Source organism: Bacillus cereus group sp. BfR-BA-01350 (genome assembly GCF_022663775.1).
Taxonomy (GTDB): Bacteria; Bacillota; Bacilli; order Bacillales; family Bacillaceae_G; genus Bacillus_A; species Bacillus_A paranthracis.
Genome location: NZ_JAKUGD010000002.1, coordinates 496,420 through 518,407 on the forward strand (window position 1 = coordinate 496,420; position 21,988 = coordinate 518,407).

Below are 21,988 nucleotides of genomic sequence, written 5' to 3' on the forward strand. Positions count from 1 at the left end.
CTGCAATACTATAAAAATAAAAAAGGAGGAATTATTATGAGCATTTTTAACATTCTTTTAACCATCCACATATTATTTGGAACAATATGCTTAATTACCGGTATTGTAGCGATGGTTGCTCAAAAGAAGAAAGGAAAACATACGGAATGGGGTGAAATATATCATGCATCCTATGTTGTGATCACCCTTATTGCAATTATATTATCCATTATAAACTGGGATAAAATCGCATATTTATTTTATGTAGCAATTTTCTCTTATGCTTTTGCGATTTATGGCTACCTTGCACGAAAAAAACGTTGGAAAAATTGGCTTCACCACCATATTAGAGGTATGTTAGGCTCTTATATCGGTGCCGTTACCGCACTATTAGTAAACGTAGGTATTCATATTCCCATAATTAATTTATTGCCGCCTATATGGTTTTGGTTTTTACCTACATTAATCGGTATTCCTCTCGTAGCCAGTGTATCAAAAAAATATAAAAAGCGTAGTTAAAATTCATTACATTTTTGTTACTTTCTGATGATTATTATGAAAAATCATACTCAATGTAATATTTTATTTATAAATTCAAAATCGTATTGCTTTAAGTTAGTCACTTAGAGCTAAATAAAAAGAATCCAATAAAAGTATTGGATTCTTTTTCGAATTTCATTTTAATGTAGGCTCTATGTATTCAATAATATTACCATCCGGATGACGAATTATCATTTTCATACCTGTGGGTACTTGTATTGGTTCAGTAATCATTACGCCGTTATAGTTTAAGATTAGTTCTTTTACTTCGTTGAGATCATCAATTACAATCGTTGCAGCAACATGATTCTTAACTGTTACTTTTAATTCTTCAATTAAAAGTAAATTTGTAAATCTAATCACATGAGTTCCGTTCATTTGAAATTCGTGTGGTTTTTCTTGCTTTAATAGTATTTTGTAAAATTCTAGATGAGTTTGTAAGTCTGAAACATAAAGGCGTGGAACAACAGCTAATATATTCATCCTACTTACACTCCTTTTTAGTTTAACTAAATTAAATTAATTTAATTATATATTACTCGAAAACCTCTATAAACTATGACATTAAAAATAATATCTTTAATTAAGACTTTAATAATGAATGTAAACGATCCGGATAATTCGTAAACATCCCGTCAACTCCCCATAAAATTAGCTTTTTCATGTCTGTTTCATTATCTACAGTAAATGGATGAACTTCTAATCCATGTTTCTTTATTCTCTTTACATAAGCTGCATCAATATATTTGTAGTTCATACCAAGACCGATGCAGTATGTTTTATACTTTTTTATCTCTGATTCAGTTAATTGAACTGCCTTTTTGTAAGATAGTAATTGGACTAGAGGTATATTAACATGTAAACTATGTAACTTTTGCAAACTTTCTTCACTAAATGATTGAATAATAACTTTATCCTGTATTTCATAGTGATTGATAATTTCTAATAACTTTTCTTCCATTCCTGGATATTCATCAGGTGATTTGGTTTCAATATAATAGTTCGCGTCATGCCCAAACACTTCAATTACTTCTTCCAGTGTTGGAACTTTAGCATTTTCATATTCTTTCTTTGCTAAATTTGGATGTTTTTCATTAAAAGAAGAACCTGCCTTTAATTGCTTTAATTCTTCTAATGTATGTTCCTTAACTAGCCCTGTACCGTTTGTAGTACGATTTACTGTTTCATCATGCATAGCTACTAAATGTCCATCTTTTGTCATTTGAAGATCTATTTCTATATAATCTGCTTTTAATTGTTGTCCTAATGTATAAGCTGGTATTGTATGTTCCGGCGCATACGCAGAGGCGCCTCTATGTGCAATATTTTTTATGTGATTTGATTGATTAATAGCTTTCGTGTACTTAAGTTCATTTACTTTATGATAAACAAAAGTACCTATTGCTATAAAGGCGAAAATGATTGTAACGATATATATCTTTTTCATAATGATGTATTGACTCCTACATGAAAGCAATTTGGCTTGGATAATTTATTCAAATAAATGTCGATTTTCAAATACAGTCATTTGTCCAACAGATTGAAAACCAGCTTTTTTATAAATATTAATCCCATCAGGTGAAGCTTGTAATACGCATTGAGCAACGTTTAATTCCTTTGCTTCTTGCAGCAAGTAATGAAACATAGTAGAGCCAAATCCTTTTCCCCTCATGCTTTCTTTCGTTGCTATATCATAAATACCAATACTATCTTTTGTACATACTAATGAACCAACCGATATGACTTCATTTTTATAAAGTCCTAAGTACAGGTTCATATTCCCACTATTCCATAAGTCGAAAGACGCAGCTTGATTGTAGAATGCTTGTACATGTATACCTTCCTCTGATGAACCAAACAAATTAGCTAACGTTTCTCCAAACTTTTTAATTTGTTCTGGTGAAGATGCTTTTTGTATTGTAAAACCTACTGGCATGTTTATTGTCGGATGAATTGTATTTAATTCTGCGACCATTGCAATATTCTGTTCTGCTTCTTTTAAGTCCAGTTTTATTAATTCGCTTTTTATAGTCTGCTCGTACCTATCATCCCAAAACCAAACACTCATTGGATATTTCTTTTGATTATAGTACGCTACCTCCTTATATAATTTCTCGATATCTTCCGTTACATTATTGTTTAGTAAAGTAATGATATTAAATGTATCTGCAGGTAAACCACAGTCGACAGCGATGTAATCCTTCGTTTCTTTCACATTCATTCCCAGTGCCTGCCGCGGAATATATGAAGTTTTATATGTAAAATTATCTATTAATAACTGTTTAAAATTCATTCATTTTGCTCCTTTCATAAAATTTGTATTTGAATACTTCAGTATTAAATATAACATATAAGAAATGTACCTATTTCTATAAAAATATCTCTTTACATTACTCTTTGCGCCCTAAAAGAATAAAAAACGATATAACGTTGTCGGAATGAAAAAAGTGGTATATAATAAATATTAACATTACTAGTAATTATTTTAGGTATTCCTAGAATAAAGGAGCGATACATATGAAAATTACTATTTATTTCGGAAGTCATGAAGATCAAGATGTTCGTACAATGGACTGTCATTTAGATGTAGAAGATACTGAAGAGATTGTTTCTGTATCATAATATAAATAGTTGGGATGAACCCTCTTCCTTACAACGTTTAAGGCACCTTTTACAGGTGTCTTTTTTGTTGTTTTTTCTTCAAAAACCCTTTACTTTAGAGCGTTTTAATAGTAAAATATACATATACGAACAAACGTTCTTTTTTATTTTAATTGTACATGAAGGGATGATTTTTACAATGGCTCAAACAAAGCGCAGAGGAAGAAAAAAGCAAACACCTATCATTTCAAATACAGGCTTTATCGGCTCTGTCTTTATTGATACATTGGAGTTACAAAAGAAATCCTATTATTTCGCTCGTAAAAAACTTCAAATTGTGCATCACGTACTAGATGGTCTCTCTGGAGCAACGAGTTCTCTATTTAAAGAACATAATATTTCAGCATACATGTCATGTGTATATTTACATAAACAAAAGAAAATCGGATTTGTTCTTTCAACGAAGCCTTTTGAACAAAGTGACGGTGTTGCTTACTTTATAAATTATTTAATCGAAAAGAATTTTTACGGTAACGAGGAAGTAGAATATCAAGAAGTATATAATACAGGTTTTATTGGTGTAGTATTCGCCGATTTATGTAGTATAGATCGTTTTAATTTCGAGTTTGAAATGGGTATGTTAACGAAATTAATGAAAGATATGATTATTCCGGTTAAAGAACTTTTTTTACGCCACAATGTACCGGCATACATTTCCACTTCTCATTTAGAGGAACAAAACAAATTAGGTTTCGTTCTATCTATAAAACCGTATGATGAACGTGCAGAAGCAGATTTATATTTTGAGGCGTATTTAAAAGAACGCGGGTTATTTATTGGTGATGAAGAAGACGATATTGATAAGATTGTTATTAGAAAAACAGCTGAATTACGATAGATAAGCGCAGGATGATGATCCTGCGCTATTTCGATATTATTTAATTACGTTCAACACTATACCCTTTTGAATGAATTTCTAAATTCAATTTATTTGAGTAAGCCTGATTTAAAATAAGAAATACGATTCCTCCTCCAATTGGAAGCGTGTAGGATGGAATATGATTTAATAATAGACCTGATAATACCAGTGCTATCGGTTGCATCATTTTACCTAAACTTAATCCAATACTAAGCACTCTGCCCCTATATTCATCTGGAATCTCTCTTTGCATAAAATAAATTAAAGGGATATCGATTAATGCTATCATTAACCCTAAAAAGAACATAATGGCGCAGTACATGGTCACAAATACAATTTTATTCACTTCAATACTTTTGAATAGAACAGGTACACCTGAAACTATCATAAAAATTGCCATCATAAAACTTGTTTTTTTCAATAGATAGGAATAAGAAAAACGATTCGTTATCTTTTTTACTATTATTGCACCAACTATCATACCTATTGGAAAAGTCCCTTGGATCAAACCAAATTGTTTAGAACTAATATTGAGAACTGTATTCATAATGTATGGCAATGGAACAGTTACAGAAAATCCTAGAAAAAAATTAAGTGAAATTAAAATACGAAACGTATTTTTTAAGCTCTCCCGCTCCATTAAGTAAGAGTATCCCTCCTTTATATCTTTCATAAAATTAATTTCCCTTATTGAACATTCCTTATTTATGTATTGCTCGCACAATTTAAAGTTGATAAACAATATGGATATAGCCGAAAGGATAAATGAAATACCGTTAATGATTATAAAAGTGTTCATCTCAAAGACTGCAAAAACAATGCCCCCTAACATAGGCCCTAGAATTAAAGATATAGAATCGATAATTTTACTTATAGAGTTAAGACTCATTAGTCTTTCTTTAGAGACGATATTTGGTTTTACAGCCTCTAAACCTATTACAAAAAATGTTGTAAATACTGTCATCAGAAAGGTAGTAGTATAAATGATGAATAAGTTTAACCCATAATAGTTGCTTAATATATAAACAGTTATTAATAAGCATCCGCTTAGTACATCCATACAAACGACGAGTTTCTTTTTATCAACCTTATCAGCAATTACACCGGCAAATGGATTCATAACAATCATTGGAATCGTTCCTAAAATAAGCGTAATCGCGAAATTTAAAGCAGATCCGGTTATTTGTAATACATACAATCCTAATGCGAAACTATAAATAGAGCTACCGAATATTGATACTGTTTTTGCAATTGCATATAAACAAATATTTCTTAGTTCTTGGTTTCTTTTTTTATTTTCTATATGTAACCGTAAACTTGCCATAACTTTTCCCCCTGTCTAATTTTGTATTACGTACATTGTAAGTTCTTGGGTCAACCCAATCGCAATATGTACGATTTGAATAATTTTAAGGGGAAATAAATAAAAGATGGGGTTAACCCCATCTTTTTCCGAAAAATGAATATGTATAAATTTCTTCACCTTGAACAAAGAAATCCTCGTACTTTCCGCCTCGTTTCAAATAATTTGAAGTACTTTCATCAATGGATTGAAACTGTAGATTTTGGAGTTCTTTCTTTATTTTTGAAAGTGTAAAATTTGCTCGAAAGTTATTTGTAATTTGGCTATTTAAGCTGAAATTTTTAAATAAAATAAATAAACTTAATAAATAACAATCGGATTTAAAAAGTGGGTTTAATTCGTGAAGTAAAAAATCCTCATGCTCAAAACTATAATTGCTCGTACCAGAGTGATCAATTACAATATCTACTGACCGATTTTGAATAGGGATGTTCAAAAAATCCGCACAGATAAAGAGAATATTTCTTCTCGGATTTTTTCTCGCTAATACATCTTTTAAAAATAAAAGTTTATTGAAATCTCTATCTACTGCGATGTATAGGCAATCTTCGGATAGTTCTTCATAAATGCTCCTCAAAAAGAACCCAAGTCCTGATCCTATATCTAGTATTAATTTGTTATTTAAATCTAAATGTATTAGTTTCTTTTTCGCCCATTCCCCTTCTCTATGCATATTTTCCAAATATGCATTATCAGTTTCATGAATATAATCCGAAATAATATTTTCAAGTGACGTTTGCTCATTTGTTTTAAATAATTTACCAGCAGATATAATTCCTGAAGTAATAATGTATTCTTCTCCACAATTACAAATTAACTTTCCTTCAATAATTTGATTGTTATTAATAATTCCATCTTGAAGAATTAATTTTTTGCTACACTTAGAACATGTGAGTAAATGTAGTACACTTAAATCTATCCCTATTATTGTATTGGAAGTTTCATTTGTTAATAATAAATCATGTAACACTCCCTTTAATTTATCCCGTTTCTTCTCCAAAAGTTCTATTTCCTGTTCCATCTTGTCATATTTCAGTTTAAATAAAGATTGGTAAAAAGTATCTTTTTCGTAATTCATAGATTTCGCTAAATTTTTATAAAAAAATAGTTCTTTAATTTCATTCAAGCTAAATCCTAGGTCTTTGTAATATAAAATAAGTTCTAAATCTGTTTGACAATACTCATCAAAAAAATAGTGTCCCCCCTTTTTTTCAGGGATAATGAGACTGAGATCCATATAATGTCTAATTGTATCAATACTTAAGTTATTTACTTCTCCAAACTTACCGATTTTCATAACATCCCTACCATTTAAATATTTTTTTATATAGATTTCTATTTTTATCTTTAAAAATCCTTTCCCCTTTTTTATCAACATTATTTACGGAATGAACAAATGGTATTATTTATATTGTTGTGCCTAATAATATAACATGCAACTTTTGGTTTTATGTATGTCAAATTATGAGTATCAAAAATATTAAACCTCAATATTCACTCGGCTCCTGCTTTGTTTTTCAAGCAAAAACTGTCGCATTGAAACATCGTAGAAGAACAGAGGAGAATGCCGATGAGTTGTCCATATAAATGGTACTCTAGGCGTTTTCTTTTAATATTTTTACATTCATCAATTTCAAAAAATGATTTCCACGTTTTAAACAAAATTTCAATCTGGCAACGAAGTGAATAAAGAGGTTCATCTAATTTTCTAAAGAAAATGGAATTGTAACTTTGCCGTAAACAAAAAGAACCATAACCTTGCCAAAATGGCAAAGTTATGGTTCAAATCACAGGGTAGTACCACATACCCATCCACTTAAGAAATTGGTAGTTCCCCAAAACGAAGAAAATTTTCGTTATGAGGATATTTTAAAATATTAGCTTGATAGCATTTACCACCTTAATTTCAAAAAAATTTTAAAAAGAGGTTATTTTTTTGAACCAAAAAGGTATATTTTTATCTATAAAAAGATTTACTTTACTTTCCTTTTTGACTACTTGCTAAATTCAGCAAGTAAAATATTTTTAAAAGGATCAGAAGGACTATAACTAGTTTCATGGCCATTCAAATTGATGGCTAATGTATGCTTGCCTCCAAGTGTGCCTCCAGCAAAAGTAGAAAACCCTGGAGAGGCACCTGCGTGTCCCCATATCGAGACACCGTTTGGAAGTTTAGTTTCATAGATTCCAAGACCATATCTGCCGATTTCAGCAATTCCTGTAGGAACTGTAGTAAGCATTTGTTTTAGTTGCTGTTCCTTCAGTAATTTGCCACTGAGTAAGTAAGAGAAGAATTTGTTTAAGTCGTCAGCAGTAGAAATCATATCTCCATCCGAACTACCTGGGTAAGAATAAGTAACGTCTTTTAGCTCACTTTCTCCGTCATATCTTTCATATCCACGGGCATGTTTGGTACCTGGAATAACAGTTGAATTACCAGGTAGGAATGTATTCGACAATTCGAGCGGTTCAACAATCCGATTTTCAACCTCTTCCGCATAGCTGTTTCCAGTTACTTTTTCAATAAGGATACCCAGTATTACGTATCCTGTGTTTGAATAAGACCAGCCCTTACCTGGAGCAAAGTCTGGTGGAAGAGAAATTCCCATCTTTACTAATTCTTCAGCCGTATACAATTTTTTTGTATCCATAATATCATAGTCTTTTGACTTTAAGTATTCAGCAATCCCACTTGTATGATTCAATATTTGCCGAATCGTAATCTGGTTAGCATCATATCCGTTTCCTTGAATGACGCCAGGCAGCCATTTTTCGATGGAGTCATCTAGATTCAAGCGGTTCTCTCCAGCCAATTGAAGTAGAACTGTTGCAATGAATGTCTTCGTCGTACTGCCAATGCGAAAGCGAAAATCTGTTTTCATCTGCTTCTTGGTTCTCAGGTCCGCTATCCCGGCAGCATAGCTCCAATTTTTACCACCCTTAGAAATTTGAGCGAGTATTCCAGGGTATCCAAGTTGGAGTGAATTCCGCATTGCTTTCTTAACGGAAGTACGATCGCTTTGATTACTTGTTTGTAACGAACTAGATACATTTTGAGTGAGCTCTGCTTTTACAATTGAAGTTGGTGTTGTATATAGCAAAGAACTTCCAGTCATCAAAAGGACTAAACCTGTAGATGTAATCTGCCAATGCTTTTTCATAAAGATGTTCCTCTTTTCTATTCATATTTTATCGGTAGTTATTTACTGTTTTAAACTAGTCACACAACTTTCATCTTAATTAAAGACAAATGGACAAGAGTGGATTTGCAATTATCTTACTCAGTATTATTTTTACAAATGCTGTTGTGTTCTAACAAACGGTAAAATTCTCTTTTTCCACTTGTATGTTAACCCTAGAAATTACTTCTTTCCCTTAAAAAACTCTTGTTACTGGTTTATTTTTCATAAATAGGTCATACCTGTTTCTCCTTTCATGCCTCTTTATATTTTTATCATAAACAATGAAAATTTCTTTTTTCTTACCCATTACTTACAAATTACTTACTTTCAAAATCGTTTTTATAATAGGATTGAAGGAACATCTGTGCCGGAAAGTTCAGTAAATATATTAATCAAAAAGAAACACATAGGTTTTTTACTTCAGTGTTTCTTTTTTTCATCCTTTTAAGAGTCTATTTACCCTTAAAAGGATGAATTTTAGCTCTTTTCTAATGTAATTTTTCTTCATGCATTACAACACAAATAGCATTGTGCTGCATGAAATACTCCTAACGTTGTTAAAATTAATTGTTTTTAAGCCAAAATTTATTTAACTTAGGGCGGAAACTCCATATCCATCAGCTTAAGAAAAAGAAACTACCTCAAAAAGAAAAAATAAGCTACCTTCCCAAAGTAACTACGTGTATAAAAAGAAAATGTTTATTTAGGGGTACCGCCCCATCGCTATCAAGCTAAGATTCTTAAATACCCCCATAACGAAAAAATTACTTCTCTAAGGCTAGTGATTTATAAGAATTTAGCTCGTTATTTCGTTTTATGTAACTACGAATTTCTTAGCCTGATGGTAATAGGAGATTTTAGTGAGAAAAAATATAAAAAGATTTCATCCGTTATGATGAAATCTTTTTATATTTTTCTTCTAATTTATTTATTAAAATTAGAATTTTTATTACTATAGAAACCTAATATAATAACAATTAGAGCTAATAAAATACTTAACCAGTGAATTAATTTATATGGTAAATTAATATCGAAAATAATGGTAGCAATCATAACAATTAGAGTTAATATAGCTAAAAGGTAAGTAATTATTTTCATTAGTAATCATCTTTGTATATTAAAGTAATTATATAAAATCATTAGTATTTACATTAATATGTTTTTTTATTGAAATTGATTAGTCCCCCTGCGAACAATACAATAAAACAAATCAATACAATTAATATACTTTTTGTAGAAATAAATAATAGCCCTGTTTCACTACCTGAAGGTAACATAGCTAAAAGGGGTTGACTCCATGGATAAATTGGACCAAATCGTTCAGACTGACTAATTATTATACCAGGTATCGTTAGACCAGCACATACTACCATTGGAGCAGCAAAGCTGGACCATATTGCGGAAAGCCACATTTGAAGTGCTATTAAAGGTAATGTTGTAAATATTCCACCTATTAAAGATTTAAATATATATGTTGTAGGAAAAGGGCCTGTTATCCCGCAAATAGAACCTACTATAATTATTTCTAAAAGGAATAAAAGTTGAGTAATAATTATAGAAAATAGCACAAAAATAGCTTTAGTACAGTAAAGTTGATAACGTTTTATAGGCTGAACTAGTAATTGTTTCCACCCACCATGTAAATGATCGTGACGGCAGATAAAAGCAGTAAAAATTCCAGTTAATAATGGGAGAAAGATCATAGCGTGTATTATTGAAGCAAATGAATAAATAATTTCCCAATTATCTAAAGATGCTAATGTATCACTCACTTTTAGGTAAGTTAACATCCCTGTTAAAAGGGGACTAATAAATAATAGTAGCCAGATTTTTGTCTTTTTAATCTTATGGAATTCAGCCAAAAATAATCTTAAATTTAGCATTATTTATCCACATCCCTTCTTACAAAATCAAATGTTGTTATTAAAATTAGTAAAACCCCAACTGTAGCCCCTAACAGTGTAGTTGTATTTGATTTACTTGCAAGTAAGGGTAATTTCCATATAATCCAATCTGGCAAGGATTCTGAGAATAGTGCTAATACTGTACCTAAAACTCCCACTATTAATGTGATTCCTTGATTTTTATAAACAATAGATAACCATAATTGTAATGCTAAAACTGGTAAGGCAGAAAAGTAAGGGAAAAAACTAATTTTTATTACTTTTGACCATGGAATAGAATATCCAAAATCTAATCCTATACCTAAAAAAATACTCCCTATAAAGAGAATGGAGCAAGATATAAATAATAAAATAAAACTTAATATAAATTTAGCTATAAATATTTTTCTTTTTTCTATTGGTAGTATTAAAAGGTGTTTCCAAGAAGTAGAGCTGTGTTCTAAATGGGCTATTATAGAAGTAATAATTGTAATCCCTAGTAGTATTGCTGGAAGGGAAAGAGACTGAACATTTGAAAGTAGCCCTCCCCACAAATCATTTTTATATTTTTCTATCAAATAATCGTATCTTAAACTAAAATTTATTGCTTGAAGTATAATAACACCTATTGGGGCTATCATTATTAAAAACCAAACCCACTTATGCTTTAATTTAAGAAATTCAGATGCTAAGAGGGATTTGTACATCGTTTTGTTCCTCCTTTACGATGTTTAGGAAAATATCTTCAAGTGAATTTTTTTCTTCTTCAATACGGAATACAGATATGTCATTTGCTACTAAAGCTTTCACAATCTTAGCTATAGCTGTATTATCAGTATTAGAAATAATAATTTTATCCTCCTCCACCACTGACGGTATACCACTAGCAAGAATGATTTTCCATGCTTCCTTAGGTTTATTAACTAAAATCTTAATTGAATTATGTGAATGTTGTCGTAAAATTTCAATTTTATCTTGGAAAATGAGCCGTCCCTTTGAAATAATCCCAACATATGTAGCCATCTGGTCTATTTCACTTAATAAATGACTTGATACTAGTATAGTAATGCCTCTTTCCTTAGCAAGGCTCTTTATTAATTCACGCATTTCATGTATCCCTTGGGGATCAAGTCCATTTGTCGGTTCATCTAAAATTAATAATCTAGGATCACCAAGTAATGCAATGGCAAGGCCAAGACGTTGTTTCATGCCTAAAGAGTATTCTTTAACTTTTTGGTGTGCTGCATTCTGCAATCCGACAGTTTTTAAAACAGAATGTAGTTTTTCTTTTGGTATATTTCTTAAAAGTCTATAAACTTCTAAATTTTCAATTGCGTTGAGATGTGCATAATAAGAAGGATTTTCCACTAGTGCTCCAACATCAGATAAAATAGATAAACGATTTTTATTTAAATCTTTACCAAAAATTGTAACATTACCTTCAGTCGCTTTAATTAAGCCTAATAACATTCTAATACTAGTTGTTTTTCCAGCACCATTGGGTCCTAAAAATCCATAAATTTCACCTTCAGGAATTTTTAGATTTACACGACTAACTACACTACTTTTTTTATATTTTTTAGTTAGATTATTTGTTTCAACAATATATTTCATATAAACACCACCTTATATTTATTATATTTCACGAAGGTTAAATTAAATTTCTAAGGAGTTTGAAAATAGTTTGTTTTATGTTTATTTATTTATATAAAACAAACTACAATTAAATTCCAATTAGAAATTGAAAAAATGAGACCTATTGTTTACCTAAATCATTAATTGTTCGAAAAATACCATTATTGAATTGAGAAAAAGACATTTTCAAATCCCTCCTTCTTCTTTCTCACTATAATAAAAAAAGAAAAAGGAAAACATCGAACTTTCTTACAAACATTCGTGCATTCTTACAGTTTTGTCACTTTTCTCGTCATTTTGTAAATCTGTTCATCGGCTTGCATTTCGCTATTTTCTTTGGAAAACATGGTGAATTACGAGAAAGAACGCTACAAGGGGTACCGCCCCATGCCTATCAATTTAAGAAATTACACCCCCAAGATGAAAACCCCGTGTATTTTTGCCCGAAAACAACTTATTTTTTCGGTTTGGGGGTACTTCAAAACCTTAGCTTGATGGGCTGGGGTAGCGTCAGGAAAATGCCGATTTACAACGATAAGGGAATTCCAAATTAAAAAGCCCAACTTCTCTGCAAACCAAAATAGAGAAATTGAGCTTTTTAGTTATTTCATTTATTTATTGAATTCATTAACTGGAAGAAGTATTCAGGTTTATGAGTCTTATTTAGGTTATACCATGAATGTAATGCATCTGGTGTAAATACATCTATTTTTTTCAGTACCTCCCTTGCAAATTCCAGAGGAGCTATTCCTGATGCAGTAACTAAATTCGCATCAGATACCGCAGATCCCAACTCATAGAACTTTTCTCCTTTATAGTTAGGACATACCATTTTAGTATATTCTAAGTTATTACTTGTATGCTTTCTAGTATCCAAGTATCCCATATTTGCGAGAGCATCAGTTGCACCACAAATCGCAGCAACAATAGTGCCACGCTTTAAAGCTTGGTCAATTTTTTCCAAGATAGGTTGATGAATTTCTTCACTCCAAGTAGTCCCTCCTGGTAAAATTAAAAGATCTTTACTCTCAAGAATACATTCATCAAGGAAAATATCTGGTTTTATGCTCAGTCCTCCCATAGTAGTTATCATTTCTTTATTAGCTCCTACTGTAATTACTTTTAAAGGTGCTAAATCTTTTTTGAAATATCTTCCTGAGTTTAGTTCAGCAATTAAATATCCATATTCCCAGTCTGACATTGTATTAAATACATATAGAAAAGCTTTTTTTGTTTGCATCCAATAACACTCCAATCTCAATTTATGTAGCTATTATAATATAACTTCCCTGACAGTTAACGTCAGGGAAGTTATCATACTTGGTGAAATTTTATTAATTCAGATAGAACTTCAATAATTCTATTCTTAAGACTTATTGGCTCAATAACTTTGATAGATTTATTGTACGGTAAAAGTAAATAAGGTACATATTTATGTATCATATCTTTGTCCAGAAGAAAAACTGCTTGATTTGAAGTCCGTTCTTGTAAATAATGTCCTAAAAACCAATGTTGGCAAATATCAGCCAATACACTTTTATCCCCATTAATAACCAAAGAAATAATACTTTCCTTATCTTCTATAGTTGGAAGAAGACTTTTTATAAAAAAGTCACTTGCTGAAAAATTTTCTGGCTGGTTAAACTTATTTTCGGTTAGCATTAGACTTTCAATTCGATCTACTCTAAAACTACGGATATCATTCCTAAGGTGACAAAATCCAATCACATACCACTTATTATTCCAATAGATAATTCTGTATGGATCGACCAATCTATAATTTAATTGCTTTTCGCCACTTTTATAGTAAAGAATTTTTACTGAGTACCCGTCAGCTACGGCCTGCTCCAACTCCTTCAAAAAAGTTTCTATAGAGAGTGGACTTAATTGACTTATTACTTCAAGACTAGTTAAATGTTGGTTTATCTTTGTTTCCTGCTCTTCATTTGAGTATTTACTTAGTTTTGAAATGGCCCTATTTAATGCTTCACCTCCATAATATCCAGCTTCTTCTGCAAAAACAGCAGCGTGATATAGTGAAGTTTGCTCCTCAAAATCAAAAAAAAGAGGAGCCTCTATAAAATTGTTCAATAAAGTGTATCCACCGTTATGTCCTGGTTCTGAAATTATAGGTACGCCACTAGTTGAAATTGTATCAATATAACGATACACAGTCCTTATATTTATCTCTAAATTTTCTGAAATTTGCTTTGCAGTAATTTTTTTACCTGAACGAAGCATCCATAGAATTGCTAGCATATTGTCAATTTTAGGCATATAATTCCACCTCTATATGAAACTTATTTTCTATTATATATTTCTGATTTTTGGTATAACTCATCAACTGTTCCTTTCCAATGGCTTTCTATATCATTAGGACCTAGACACATTTGTAATTTCACATATGTGATATACAGTCCCATTCCCCTCTTTATAGAGCTTTACTGCATAATTCATTCCTGCATGATTTTTATGGTACTTCTTTAACCGACATTTAAACTTTCCTTCTTTCTTAGCCAGTTCAACTCCTTCACGCTGCTACATACGGATAAGATCACGTTCTAATTGGTTTACACCTGCCATAACCGTAATTAAGAATTGACTGTAGAGATGTTCTTCTGAGAAATCCAACCATATATCTTTTAAGAAGTTTAAATTTTGTTGTTCCAGAAACTTTTTCTTCAAAAATAATATCCATTCCGATTTCGTTCAGTTGCTGGAATTGCCTTGAAGAATTCTAGTTAATTGAACTGACATGCGTAATAACATAAATAGTACTGCGAGCGTAACTAGTTTCTTTGCTTCCATATTAACCTTTCCCCTAAAACTAAAAAGATATATCTTTTATATAATGTTGGTTAAATTTGGATGAATGGATATTATTTTATATTGAAAAAATAAATACGTCAAAAATTTTTTACGGAAATTATAAAAATCATATAATTTATTGATTGCTGCTAATCTATATATAAGAAAGGATGACGTTTTTATTTCTATTTGTATGTGTGATAAATTACACCTATTTCCTTGATAATTTTAAAGATTTTCATCCCAAATACCTTACTAGTTATTACTACAGATCTTGGTTTTGTACAAAAAAATCGATAGAAACAAAGAAAAAGATATTATACCTGTTTATGTTTAGAGGAGTTAAAAAATCACTACACCTCTTCTCCTTCACCTGCGTGTAATATACAGGGATTTATAACTTGATATAGAACATAAAAAGGAGATGTTTATATTATAAATAAAATGATATACATAAGTGGAGGGTTAGGAAATGAAAATTGCAATCGTCTGTTTCGATAACTTTACTGATATAGATGTTTTTCTACCATGGGATTTATTAAATCGTGTACGTTTAGTCGGCGGTATTTCTGATTGGGATGTCCATCTTTTAGGAACGGAAGAAACTCATATATCCATGTCTGGCTTGCGCATTCCCATGACAGGAAGTATCTCTGATCTTCCTTCTGCTGACGCTGTAATATTTGCAAGCGGTAAAGGTATACAAGATTTATATAAAAATCAACAATATATTAATAGCATTCACATAGATCCTCAAAAACAATTAATAGGATCTATGTGTTCTGGTTCACTACTATTAGGAGCTAAAAAATTGCTAACAGGCAAAAAAGCAACTACATATCCATCTGCAGTAGAACAACTTAAAGAATTTGGTGTAGACGTTATTGAAAAAAGTTTCGTAAAAGAAGGAAACATTTCAACTGCTGCGGGTTGTTTTGCTGCTCAAGAACTCTCAGCTTGGATTATAAGAACTCTAATTAATGAAGAAATGGTTGAAATCGTACTAGAAACTGTTCAGCCAGTAGGCAAAGGTTTATATTTTTAATCAAGTCGAGTGATCGGTTAGTCCTCGAAACGATAAAATGAATTCTTTTGTTTAATGTAGACGTGGTGTTTCCACATTTTCAAATAAAAAAACCCGCGAATTATTCACGGGTTTTCTTCTTAATAACTAATTGCTATTGTACCTTCACCTGCATGTACCGCAAATGAAATTGGTAATGGATATAATTTGAAATCCATTTCAGGGAATGCTTGTCTAATATCTGCAATCCATTCTTCAGCTCCATCTTTATCGTTAGCATGGAACATGTGAAGTACTTTTGGTAATTCTTTTTCAAGTTCATTTTTAATGTATTCTCGACATTTTTGGATTTTACGTACTTTCTTTTCAAGTAAAAGCTCTCCACCTTTTACTTCTAATATTAAGTTGACACTTAATAAACTTCCAAGTAAAAATTGAACTCCCTTTACACGTCCACTTGCATAAAGGCCTTTTAAACTTTTCGGGAATACATGGAAAGGTCTTCTTTTTTCATCTACTAATGTTTTGTGTATATCTTGTAAAGTCATACCATCATTGTATAACGATTTCGCTTTTCTAATTAGTTCATCCATTGGATAACTTGTTGTTTCACTATCTAATACCGTTAATGGGAAACCTGCCATTTCTGCAGCTAACTTCATGTTTTGATAGGTTCCACTTACTTTTCCGCTAATAGCAACTGCAAATCCCTCTTCATATTCTTCTTTGCATTTTGAAAATAACTCTACCATTTCCCCTATGTTAGGTTGTGATGTAGTGACAGTTTTACCTTCGTTTAAAGCATTATAAACGCGCTCACGCACACCTTCTTCACAATCTTTGTACGACACACCATCAATAATAACTTCAATTGGGATAACAAAATTATCTCCTTCTGTTGTAAAACTCGCAGTTGTACTATCAGTAATCCAAGCAACACGCTTCATGTTGTTCCTCCCTTAATTCAATTCCTCTTTTCTAATTTTTCTATATATTTATGTTATGAAAAGAGAATATCCCTGTAATAGTAACAGGACTTTATTGTTTTGGCTATAGTAGATAGATGATAAATGTGAATATTTCTTGTCTTTTTCACAAATTAAAAAGAAAATCAAGAAATTTGCTTGATTTTCTTTTTATCTTACGTTATTTAAAAGTTTCATTATCTAAAATCACAACATAATCATTTGTTAATCGTCCGGCTTCTTTCGTATAACTAACAAGTCTTTGTACGTTATCGCAACTAAGTTTTGCACCCCATATAAGTAGTGGTACACCGATAAAGTCAATATGAAATCTTCTAGAAAACAGACCGCCAAAAGTCATTGGTAAAGGCACTGTTGGTGATGTATTAGAAAAAATAATCTTTTCATGACTTTGATAATGTTTTTGCAGAATCTCTCCTAAATGTTTCATCGCAGGTACAACGACTTTTGATGCACCGCATCCAATCGTATAAACCGGATTACCATTTTCATCTATTCCATGAAAAATAATTTTCCCCATATCTTCGGTTTTCAATTTATTAAAGTAATCTACATTTAATATTTCTTCTTTTGTTAGTTTACGATCCGTTGGTAATTTATTTAAATGATAAGCTGCAGCAAGTGCAGTTGAATGCGTTCCACCGAAATCCGTGTAAATGAATATCATATTATCATCCCTTGTTATAAAAGTTCAATGTTATTTAGTATTACCGTTCACAACATCGATAAACAAGTAATGAATGTATTTACAGTTTTTGTTAATTCGTTATATATTTTTTGAGTATATCTTGTCTATTTATTATGGCACATCATGCAACAGTCATATTTATTTAAAACAGATATATCCTTTAACCCTTATAAATTGTTAGTTAAAATTCTTTTCAAAACAAAAACAATCATGAACTCGTTTAAATTGTTTTCTTATTTCTTCTTTATTTTCACCTGTATAATGAGCAAATGTTTGAACTGGATATAACTGATCTATATTACTTTTTATTACACCTTTTATCTCATCTGTATGATCGGAATATACATGTAAATATGAATTTACGTTTACAAATCCGTTATTTTCGTACCATCCATGTACCCATAGGTCGTCCCTAGTCCAGGCTTCCAGGCGATTTAGGTTAAGTTCTTTTGCTAACTTTTCTGCTTCATTTAATAGTTGATTACCAATCTTCATTCTACGGAAATCCGGATGAACTGCAATATGCCAAATCATACCGCCAAGACCAGTTCCTCTTGAACAAAATGTACGTTCTTCTAATTCATATTCAATATCTATTAAACCCACAATTTGATTTTCATATTTTTCTTTCTCTCTAAGTACATTATCATAATATGCTGTATCTAGAAAAGATAACACACGGCAACGTATCCAACCGGTTTCATCCTCTTTTCTATACGATCTAATTTCTATATCCATATAATTAAAAAGCTCCTTCTATTTCTATCATTAATTTTTCGGGTCCTGCTCCTTTATTTGACGGAATAACTAATGTAATCCCTAAGTCTGGATATACGGCCGAGCGAAAACTGACACCTGGGTCATATCCCATTACATGATATTTGAATACCTTGTTTTCTCTTGTTTCAATCCATATTCCATAGCCATAAGATTGATTATTATTTACTTGGATGTGAGGAGTTAAAAGTATTTTTGTATATTCTTGGCTTATAATTTCATAGTTAAATAACGCTTCCCAAAACTTCAGCATGTCTGACGCAGTAATAAAAGCTCCACCATCAGAACCACCTTTTATCGGAATAGAGTAAGCATTTGTTCTCCATGTCTGGCTAATTTCATCTTTTATATATCCGAGAGCTGTCTGCCTTGGTAATCTATCTAAAGAAAAATAGCCCGAATGATTCATACCAATTGGATTAAATATATTTTTTTCTATATACTCCGTAAATTTAAGTCCTGTCTGTTCTTCGATTATTAATCCCAGTATGATAAAACCTGCATTGTTGTAGTGAAACTTACTTCCTGGTGCATACATCATATCTCTGTTTTGAAATAATGGTAAAAAGTCTTTTAAACTTTTTAATAAATACATAGGTGTTTGTTTCCAAAGATCTTCGAAGTTATCCATAATACTTTCATCAAAATAATCTGGAATACCGGAACTATGCGTCAAAAGGTGATGTATTGTAATATCTTCATTAAAGTTTGGAAAGTTAACACTTAAACACTCTTTTAACTTTGTTTGAAAAGTAATTACCCCATTTTCAACAAGTTGACAGATACCGATAGCTGTGAATATTTTACACCCAGAGGCAATTCCAAACCTAGTTTGTAGCGTATTGTTTATACACTCATTTCGATTTGCATAACCAAACGCCTCTTGATAGACTATGCCCTTTTTTTCTTTCACTAAAATAACTCCAGAGAAATCTATATGACGATATGTTTCTTTTACAATGTTATCTATTTGATCTTTAGTTTTCATTACAAAATCACCCTCGTTTATCAATATTGTTCTCCTTTCTTATATTTCCATATATAGGAGGGATAACCCTCCTATTGAACATCGTAAGATTTAAATCAAAACTAAGAGAATTATTTCGAATGTATTGATTCAGAAGAATGCACTTTAGAATGTGATGGCAATAAAGTAAACACACACAATATGATAGTAATAAGTAGCATTACTAAAGACCCTACAATAACTACAAATTGTATAGAAATAAATTGAGTGGCAACTCCGAACAAAATCGTAATTAAAATGGTGATACCTGCAATAAATAATCCATATATGCTCCCAATCCGTCCCATTATATGGACAGGGACATTATTTTGATAAAAGGTATTAAACCCTGTATTTGCATATGCCATAGAGAAAGATAAAATAAAAAATCCGATAGCAGCTATTAAAAACCCATTTGAAAAAGCATAAATGATATAACCTATTGCGATGAATAATGATCCTATTCCAATTAACAATGAAGGTGTTAGTTTTTTTGATAAAATTGTATTTGTTATTGCTCCTAAAATAAATCCAGCTCCAGCAATACTAACTAAAAAGCCATATTCACTATCTGTTAACAATAAAACTTCTTTCGCAAATGACAATTCAAGTGAATCATTTGCGGCAGCTAACACCATCATCCCTTGGAATAAGAAGTACACGAAAACGATATACAAAGATTTTTTACTAAAATTTAAAACGATGTTCCAATCTTTTTTTAGTACAGCTAAAGATAATGTGTCATTTGATGTATGACTATCAGATTTTTTATCAAGATTAGGTAGCAGCAATGTAATTACTCCTGATAAGAGAAATGCTATAGCATTCATATATATAGCAAACTCTGGTGTACTTACTATTAACAATGCCCCCGCTATCGCTGGACCAATTACAGAAGCCCCAGACCCTATTAAACTACGCAATGAGTTGAAACGTTGTCTTTGTTCCACTGGTATTAATTTCGTCATATACGTCATCGCAGTTGGCTCATAAATTGCATTTGCCATACTAATAAAGAATACAAATACATAAACGATCCAAAGTGATGGAAGTAAAGGTAAAATAGCGATACATACCGCGCGATATATATCGAGGTGGATCATTAATTTTCGTTTATTTAAACGATCAATCATACTTCCTGACCAAGCGTTTGTAAATAGAGCAGCCAATGGTTGAATTACATATAAAGTAGCAACAGCTAAGGCTGAACCGCCCATATGATAGACAAGTACATTCAGTGCTATTAAGTAAATCCATGCCCCTAAATTTGCAATACCAACTCCGGACAGTAGTAATAAAGGATATTTCCAATCTTTAAGTAAGTTTTTCATTTTTGGCCCCCGCTTTCCAAATTGTTTTAAACCAATAAAAAAATCCCACCCCCAAGACTTTTAGTCTTAGGGACGAGATTTACCATCGCGGTGCCACCCTAGTTTGTTAATATGTCACCATATTAACCTTATCTGGTACTGCATTTTCATTCATGCTTATACCATAGCTCTATAACGGGAGCTCCCGTCACACCACCCTCTATTAATAGATTCCGATGCGCTGCTCAGAGGCTTGGTTCAATAAAGAATTTTTACTCCTTTTCAGCTAAATGGAGCTCTCTGTGAAAAATTCATCTTATTTACTCTTCTCTTCACTGCATTTGATTTTTTCCATATTATCACATTTGCATTTAACTGTAAATAAAAAATAATCAGATATTTATAGTTGGGTCATTTTTGCTTTTCGACCAATTCGGCATATGAAACGCATTAGCTTTTTATGAAGATAAGGAAATAAGGTAAAGAATACGTCCATTGTTTTTTTAAACGGCATTGGACATATAACTAATTTATTTTTATGAATAGCTTTCAGTGCAATTTCAGCAAACTTGTCTGCTGAAATCGGCTTATTTGTTTTTAGTTGTTTTATAATTTGGCCCTTATTCATATTAATTGCAATTGATTTTTCAAATATGGGTGTATCTACAAAAGTTGGACAAAGCACACTTACATTTACACCATATTCTTCTGCCTCATAATGTAATGAAGTGGTTAAACCGACGATAGCATGTTTTGTTGTTGCGTACGCGGTACAAAGTGGAGCAGGTCCTAAACCTGTTGCAGACGCAGTATTAATGATATGACCAAATCCTTGTTTTTTCATGAATTGGTAAGCCAATTGTGTCCCGTAAATTACTCCTAATAAATTTATTTCAATAATATGTTTCCAATTATCTAAAGACATATCGAATACTTCTCCATACATAGCAATTCCAGCATTATTAAACATATAATCAATTCTACCAAACTCATTAACTATTTTTATAATAAGTTCCTCTACGGATTCAGCGTTAGTAACATCTAAATATTCAAACCTAGCTAGTTGATTATTATTTTTTATATTATTCACAAGCTCTTGACCACTTGTTTCATTAATATCTGCGATAATTACAAATATATCTTTATTTGCTAATTGAATAGCTAAAGCTTTACCGATACCAGAAGCTCCGCCAGTTACAATTGCGACTCTTTGTTCATCCATATAAAAAACCTCCTGTTGTTAATACATATAATGAAAACGGACGAGTGTAAAGATTTGAACAATCG

At 31.4% G+C, this 21,988-nt stretch carries 20 protein-coding genes, 2 pseudogenes and 1 other annotated feature; of the genes and pseudogenes, 3 read left to right on the forward strand and 19 right to left on the reverse strand.

The window, feature by feature from the left end:
* Positions 1–36: 36 nt before the first annotated feature.
* A complete protein-coding gene (locus MR147_RS06775) occupies positions 37–498 on the forward strand; it encodes a DUF2306 domain-containing protein (RefSeq protein ID WP_242303845.1) in 462 nt (153 codons plus the stop codon).
* 156 nt (positions 499–654) lie between these two features.
* On the opposite strand, the gene MR147_RS06780 is transcribed toward MR147_RS06775, so the two are convergent.
* From MR147_RS06780 to MR147_RS06790, 3 genes are all read right to left on the reverse strand, one after another.
* Positions 655–1,002, reverse strand: coding sequence for a VOC family protein (locus tag MR147_RS06780; RefSeq protein ID WP_242303846.1), 348 nt, complete (start codon positions 1,000–1,002; stop codon positions 655–657).
* 100 nt (positions 1,003–1,102) lie between these two features.
* Complete coding sequence (locus tag MR147_RS06785; RefSeq protein ID WP_242303847.1) at positions 1,103–1,966, reverse strand: glycerophosphodiester phosphodiesterase; 864 nt, start codon at positions 1,964–1,966, stop codon at positions 1,103–1,105.
* Positions 1,967–2,011: 45 nt separating this feature from the next.
* Entirely contained in the window at positions 2,012–2,812 is an 801-nt protein-coding gene (locus tag MR147_RS06790) for a GNAT family N-acetyltransferase (RefSeq protein WP_242303848.1), read from the reverse strand.
* Positions 2,813–3,319: 507 nt separating this feature from the next.
* Between MR147_RS06790 and MR147_RS06795 the strand changes: the two genes are divergently transcribed.
* The gene (locus MR147_RS06795) at positions 3,320–4,018 is read left to right on the forward strand and encodes a hypothetical protein (protein WP_000079437.1); all 699 of its coding nucleotides are present in this window, start codon (positions 3,320–3,322) and stop codon (positions 4,016–4,018) included.
* A 40-nt stretch (positions 4,019–4,058) separates the two neighbouring features.
* On the opposite strand, the gene MR147_RS06800 is transcribed toward MR147_RS06795, so the two are convergent.
* The 10 genes and pseudogenes from MR147_RS06800 to MR147_RS06845 all read right to left on the reverse strand — a co-directional run.
* The gene (locus MR147_RS06800) at positions 4,059–5,363 is read right to left on the reverse strand and encodes an MFS transporter (protein WP_242303849.1); all 1,305 of its coding nucleotides are present in this window, start codon (positions 5,361–5,363) and stop codon (positions 4,059–4,061) included.
* Between the two features lie 112 nt (positions 5,364–5,475).
* Entirely contained in the window at positions 5,476–6,699 is a 1,224-nt protein-coding gene (locus tag MR147_RS06805) for a methyltransferase domain-containing protein (protein ID WP_242303850.1), read from the reverse strand.
* 193 nt (positions 6,700–6,892) lie between these two features.
* Positions 6,893–7,091 (reverse strand): annotated as a pseudogene (locus MR147_RS06810) (IS4 family transposase); the annotation flags it as partial.
* A gap of 305 nt (positions 7,092–7,396) precedes the next feature.
* The gene (locus MR147_RS06815) at positions 7,397–8,563 is read right to left on the reverse strand and encodes a serine hydrolase domain-containing protein (protein WP_074609431.1); all 1,167 of its coding nucleotides are present in this window, start codon (positions 8,561–8,563) and stop codon (positions 7,397–7,399) included.
* 1,172 nt (positions 8,564–9,735) lie between these two features.
* Positions 9,736–10,467: an ABC transporter permease gene (locus tag MR147_RS06820; protein WP_078438517.1), complete on the reverse strand. Its 732-nt coding sequence runs from the start codon at positions 10,465–10,467 to the stop codon at positions 9,736–9,738.
* Positions 10,467–11,174 (reverse strand): ABC transporter permease, encoded by a 708-nt coding sequence (locus tag MR147_RS06825; protein WP_074611014.1) that lies wholly within the window; start codon positions 11,172–11,174, stop codon positions 10,467–10,469. The genes MR147_RS06820 and MR147_RS06825 overlap by 1 nt, the downstream gene beginning before the upstream one ends.
* Complete coding sequence (locus MR147_RS06830) at positions 11,149–12,081, reverse strand: ABC transporter ATP-binding protein (protein ID WP_070172453.1); 933 nt, start codon at positions 12,079–12,081, stop codon at positions 11,149–11,151. Before MR147_RS06830 ends, MR147_RS06825 begins: the two co-directional genes overlap by 26 nt.
* Before the next feature lie 628 nt (positions 12,082–12,709).
* Positions 12,710–13,342: a type 1 glutamine amidotransferase family protein gene (locus MR147_RS06835; protein ID WP_001193576.1), complete on the reverse strand. Its 633-nt coding sequence runs from the start codon at positions 13,340–13,342 to the stop codon at positions 12,710–12,712.
* Between the two features lie 74 nt (positions 13,343–13,416).
* On the reverse strand, positions 13,417–14,379 hold the full coding sequence (locus MR147_RS06840; protein ID WP_242303851.1) for a helix-turn-helix transcriptional regulator: 963 nt from the start codon (positions 14,377–14,379) through the stop codon (positions 13,417–13,419).
* 96 nt (positions 14,380–14,475) lie between these two features.
* Positions 14,476–14,839: pseudogene (locus MR147_RS06845) on the reverse strand (recombinase family protein); the annotation flags it as partial.
* A gap of 543 nt (positions 14,840–15,382) precedes the next feature.
* Here MR147_RS06845 and MR147_RS06850 point away from each other — a divergent pair.
* A complete protein-coding gene (locus MR147_RS06850) occupies positions 15,383–15,955 on the forward strand; it encodes a DJ-1/PfpI family protein (RefSeq protein ID WP_242303852.1) in 573 nt (190 codons plus the stop codon).
* 119 nt (positions 15,956–16,074) lie between these two features.
* On the opposite strand, the gene MR147_RS06855 is transcribed toward MR147_RS06850, so the two are convergent.
* The 6 genes from MR147_RS06855 to MR147_RS06880 all read right to left on the reverse strand — a co-directional run bounded on the left by MR147_RS06855 (position 16,075) and on the right by MR147_RS06880 (position 21,923).
* On the reverse strand, positions 16,075–16,881 hold the full coding sequence (locus MR147_RS06855) for a DegV family protein (protein ID WP_000831945.1): 807 nt from the start codon (positions 16,879–16,881) through the stop codon (positions 16,075–16,077).
* Between the two features lie 199 nt (positions 16,882–17,080).
* On the reverse strand, positions 17,081–17,587 hold the full coding sequence (locus MR147_RS06860; RefSeq protein ID WP_000576325.1) for a DUF3189 family protein: 507 nt from the start codon (positions 17,585–17,587) through the stop codon (positions 17,081–17,083).
* A 198-nt stretch (positions 17,588–17,785) separates the two neighbouring features.
* The gene (locus MR147_RS06865) at positions 17,786–18,346 is read right to left on the reverse strand and encodes a GNAT family N-acetyltransferase (protein WP_242303853.1); all 561 of its coding nucleotides are present in this window, start codon (positions 18,344–18,346) and stop codon (positions 17,786–17,788) included.
* Between the two features lie 4 nt (positions 18,347–18,350).
* Entirely contained in the window at positions 18,351–19,373 is a 1,023-nt protein-coding gene (locus MR147_RS06870; RefSeq protein ID WP_074610875.1) for a serine hydrolase domain-containing protein, read from the reverse strand.
* Between the two features lie 110 nt (positions 19,374–19,483).
* Positions 19,484–20,722 (reverse strand): MFS transporter, encoded by a 1,239-nt coding sequence (locus tag MR147_RS06875; RefSeq protein WP_074610872.1) that lies wholly within the window; start codon positions 20,720–20,722, stop codon positions 19,484–19,486.
* Between the two features lie 65 nt (positions 20,723–20,787).
* Positions 20,788–21,046: a binding site (T-box leader), on the reverse strand.
* Between the two features lie 55 nt (positions 21,047–21,101).
* Entirely contained in the window at positions 21,102–21,923 is an 822-nt protein-coding gene (locus MR147_RS06880; protein WP_074610870.1) for an SDR family NAD(P)-dependent oxidoreductase, read from the reverse strand.
* Between the last annotated feature and the right edge of the window lie 65 nt (positions 21,924–21,988).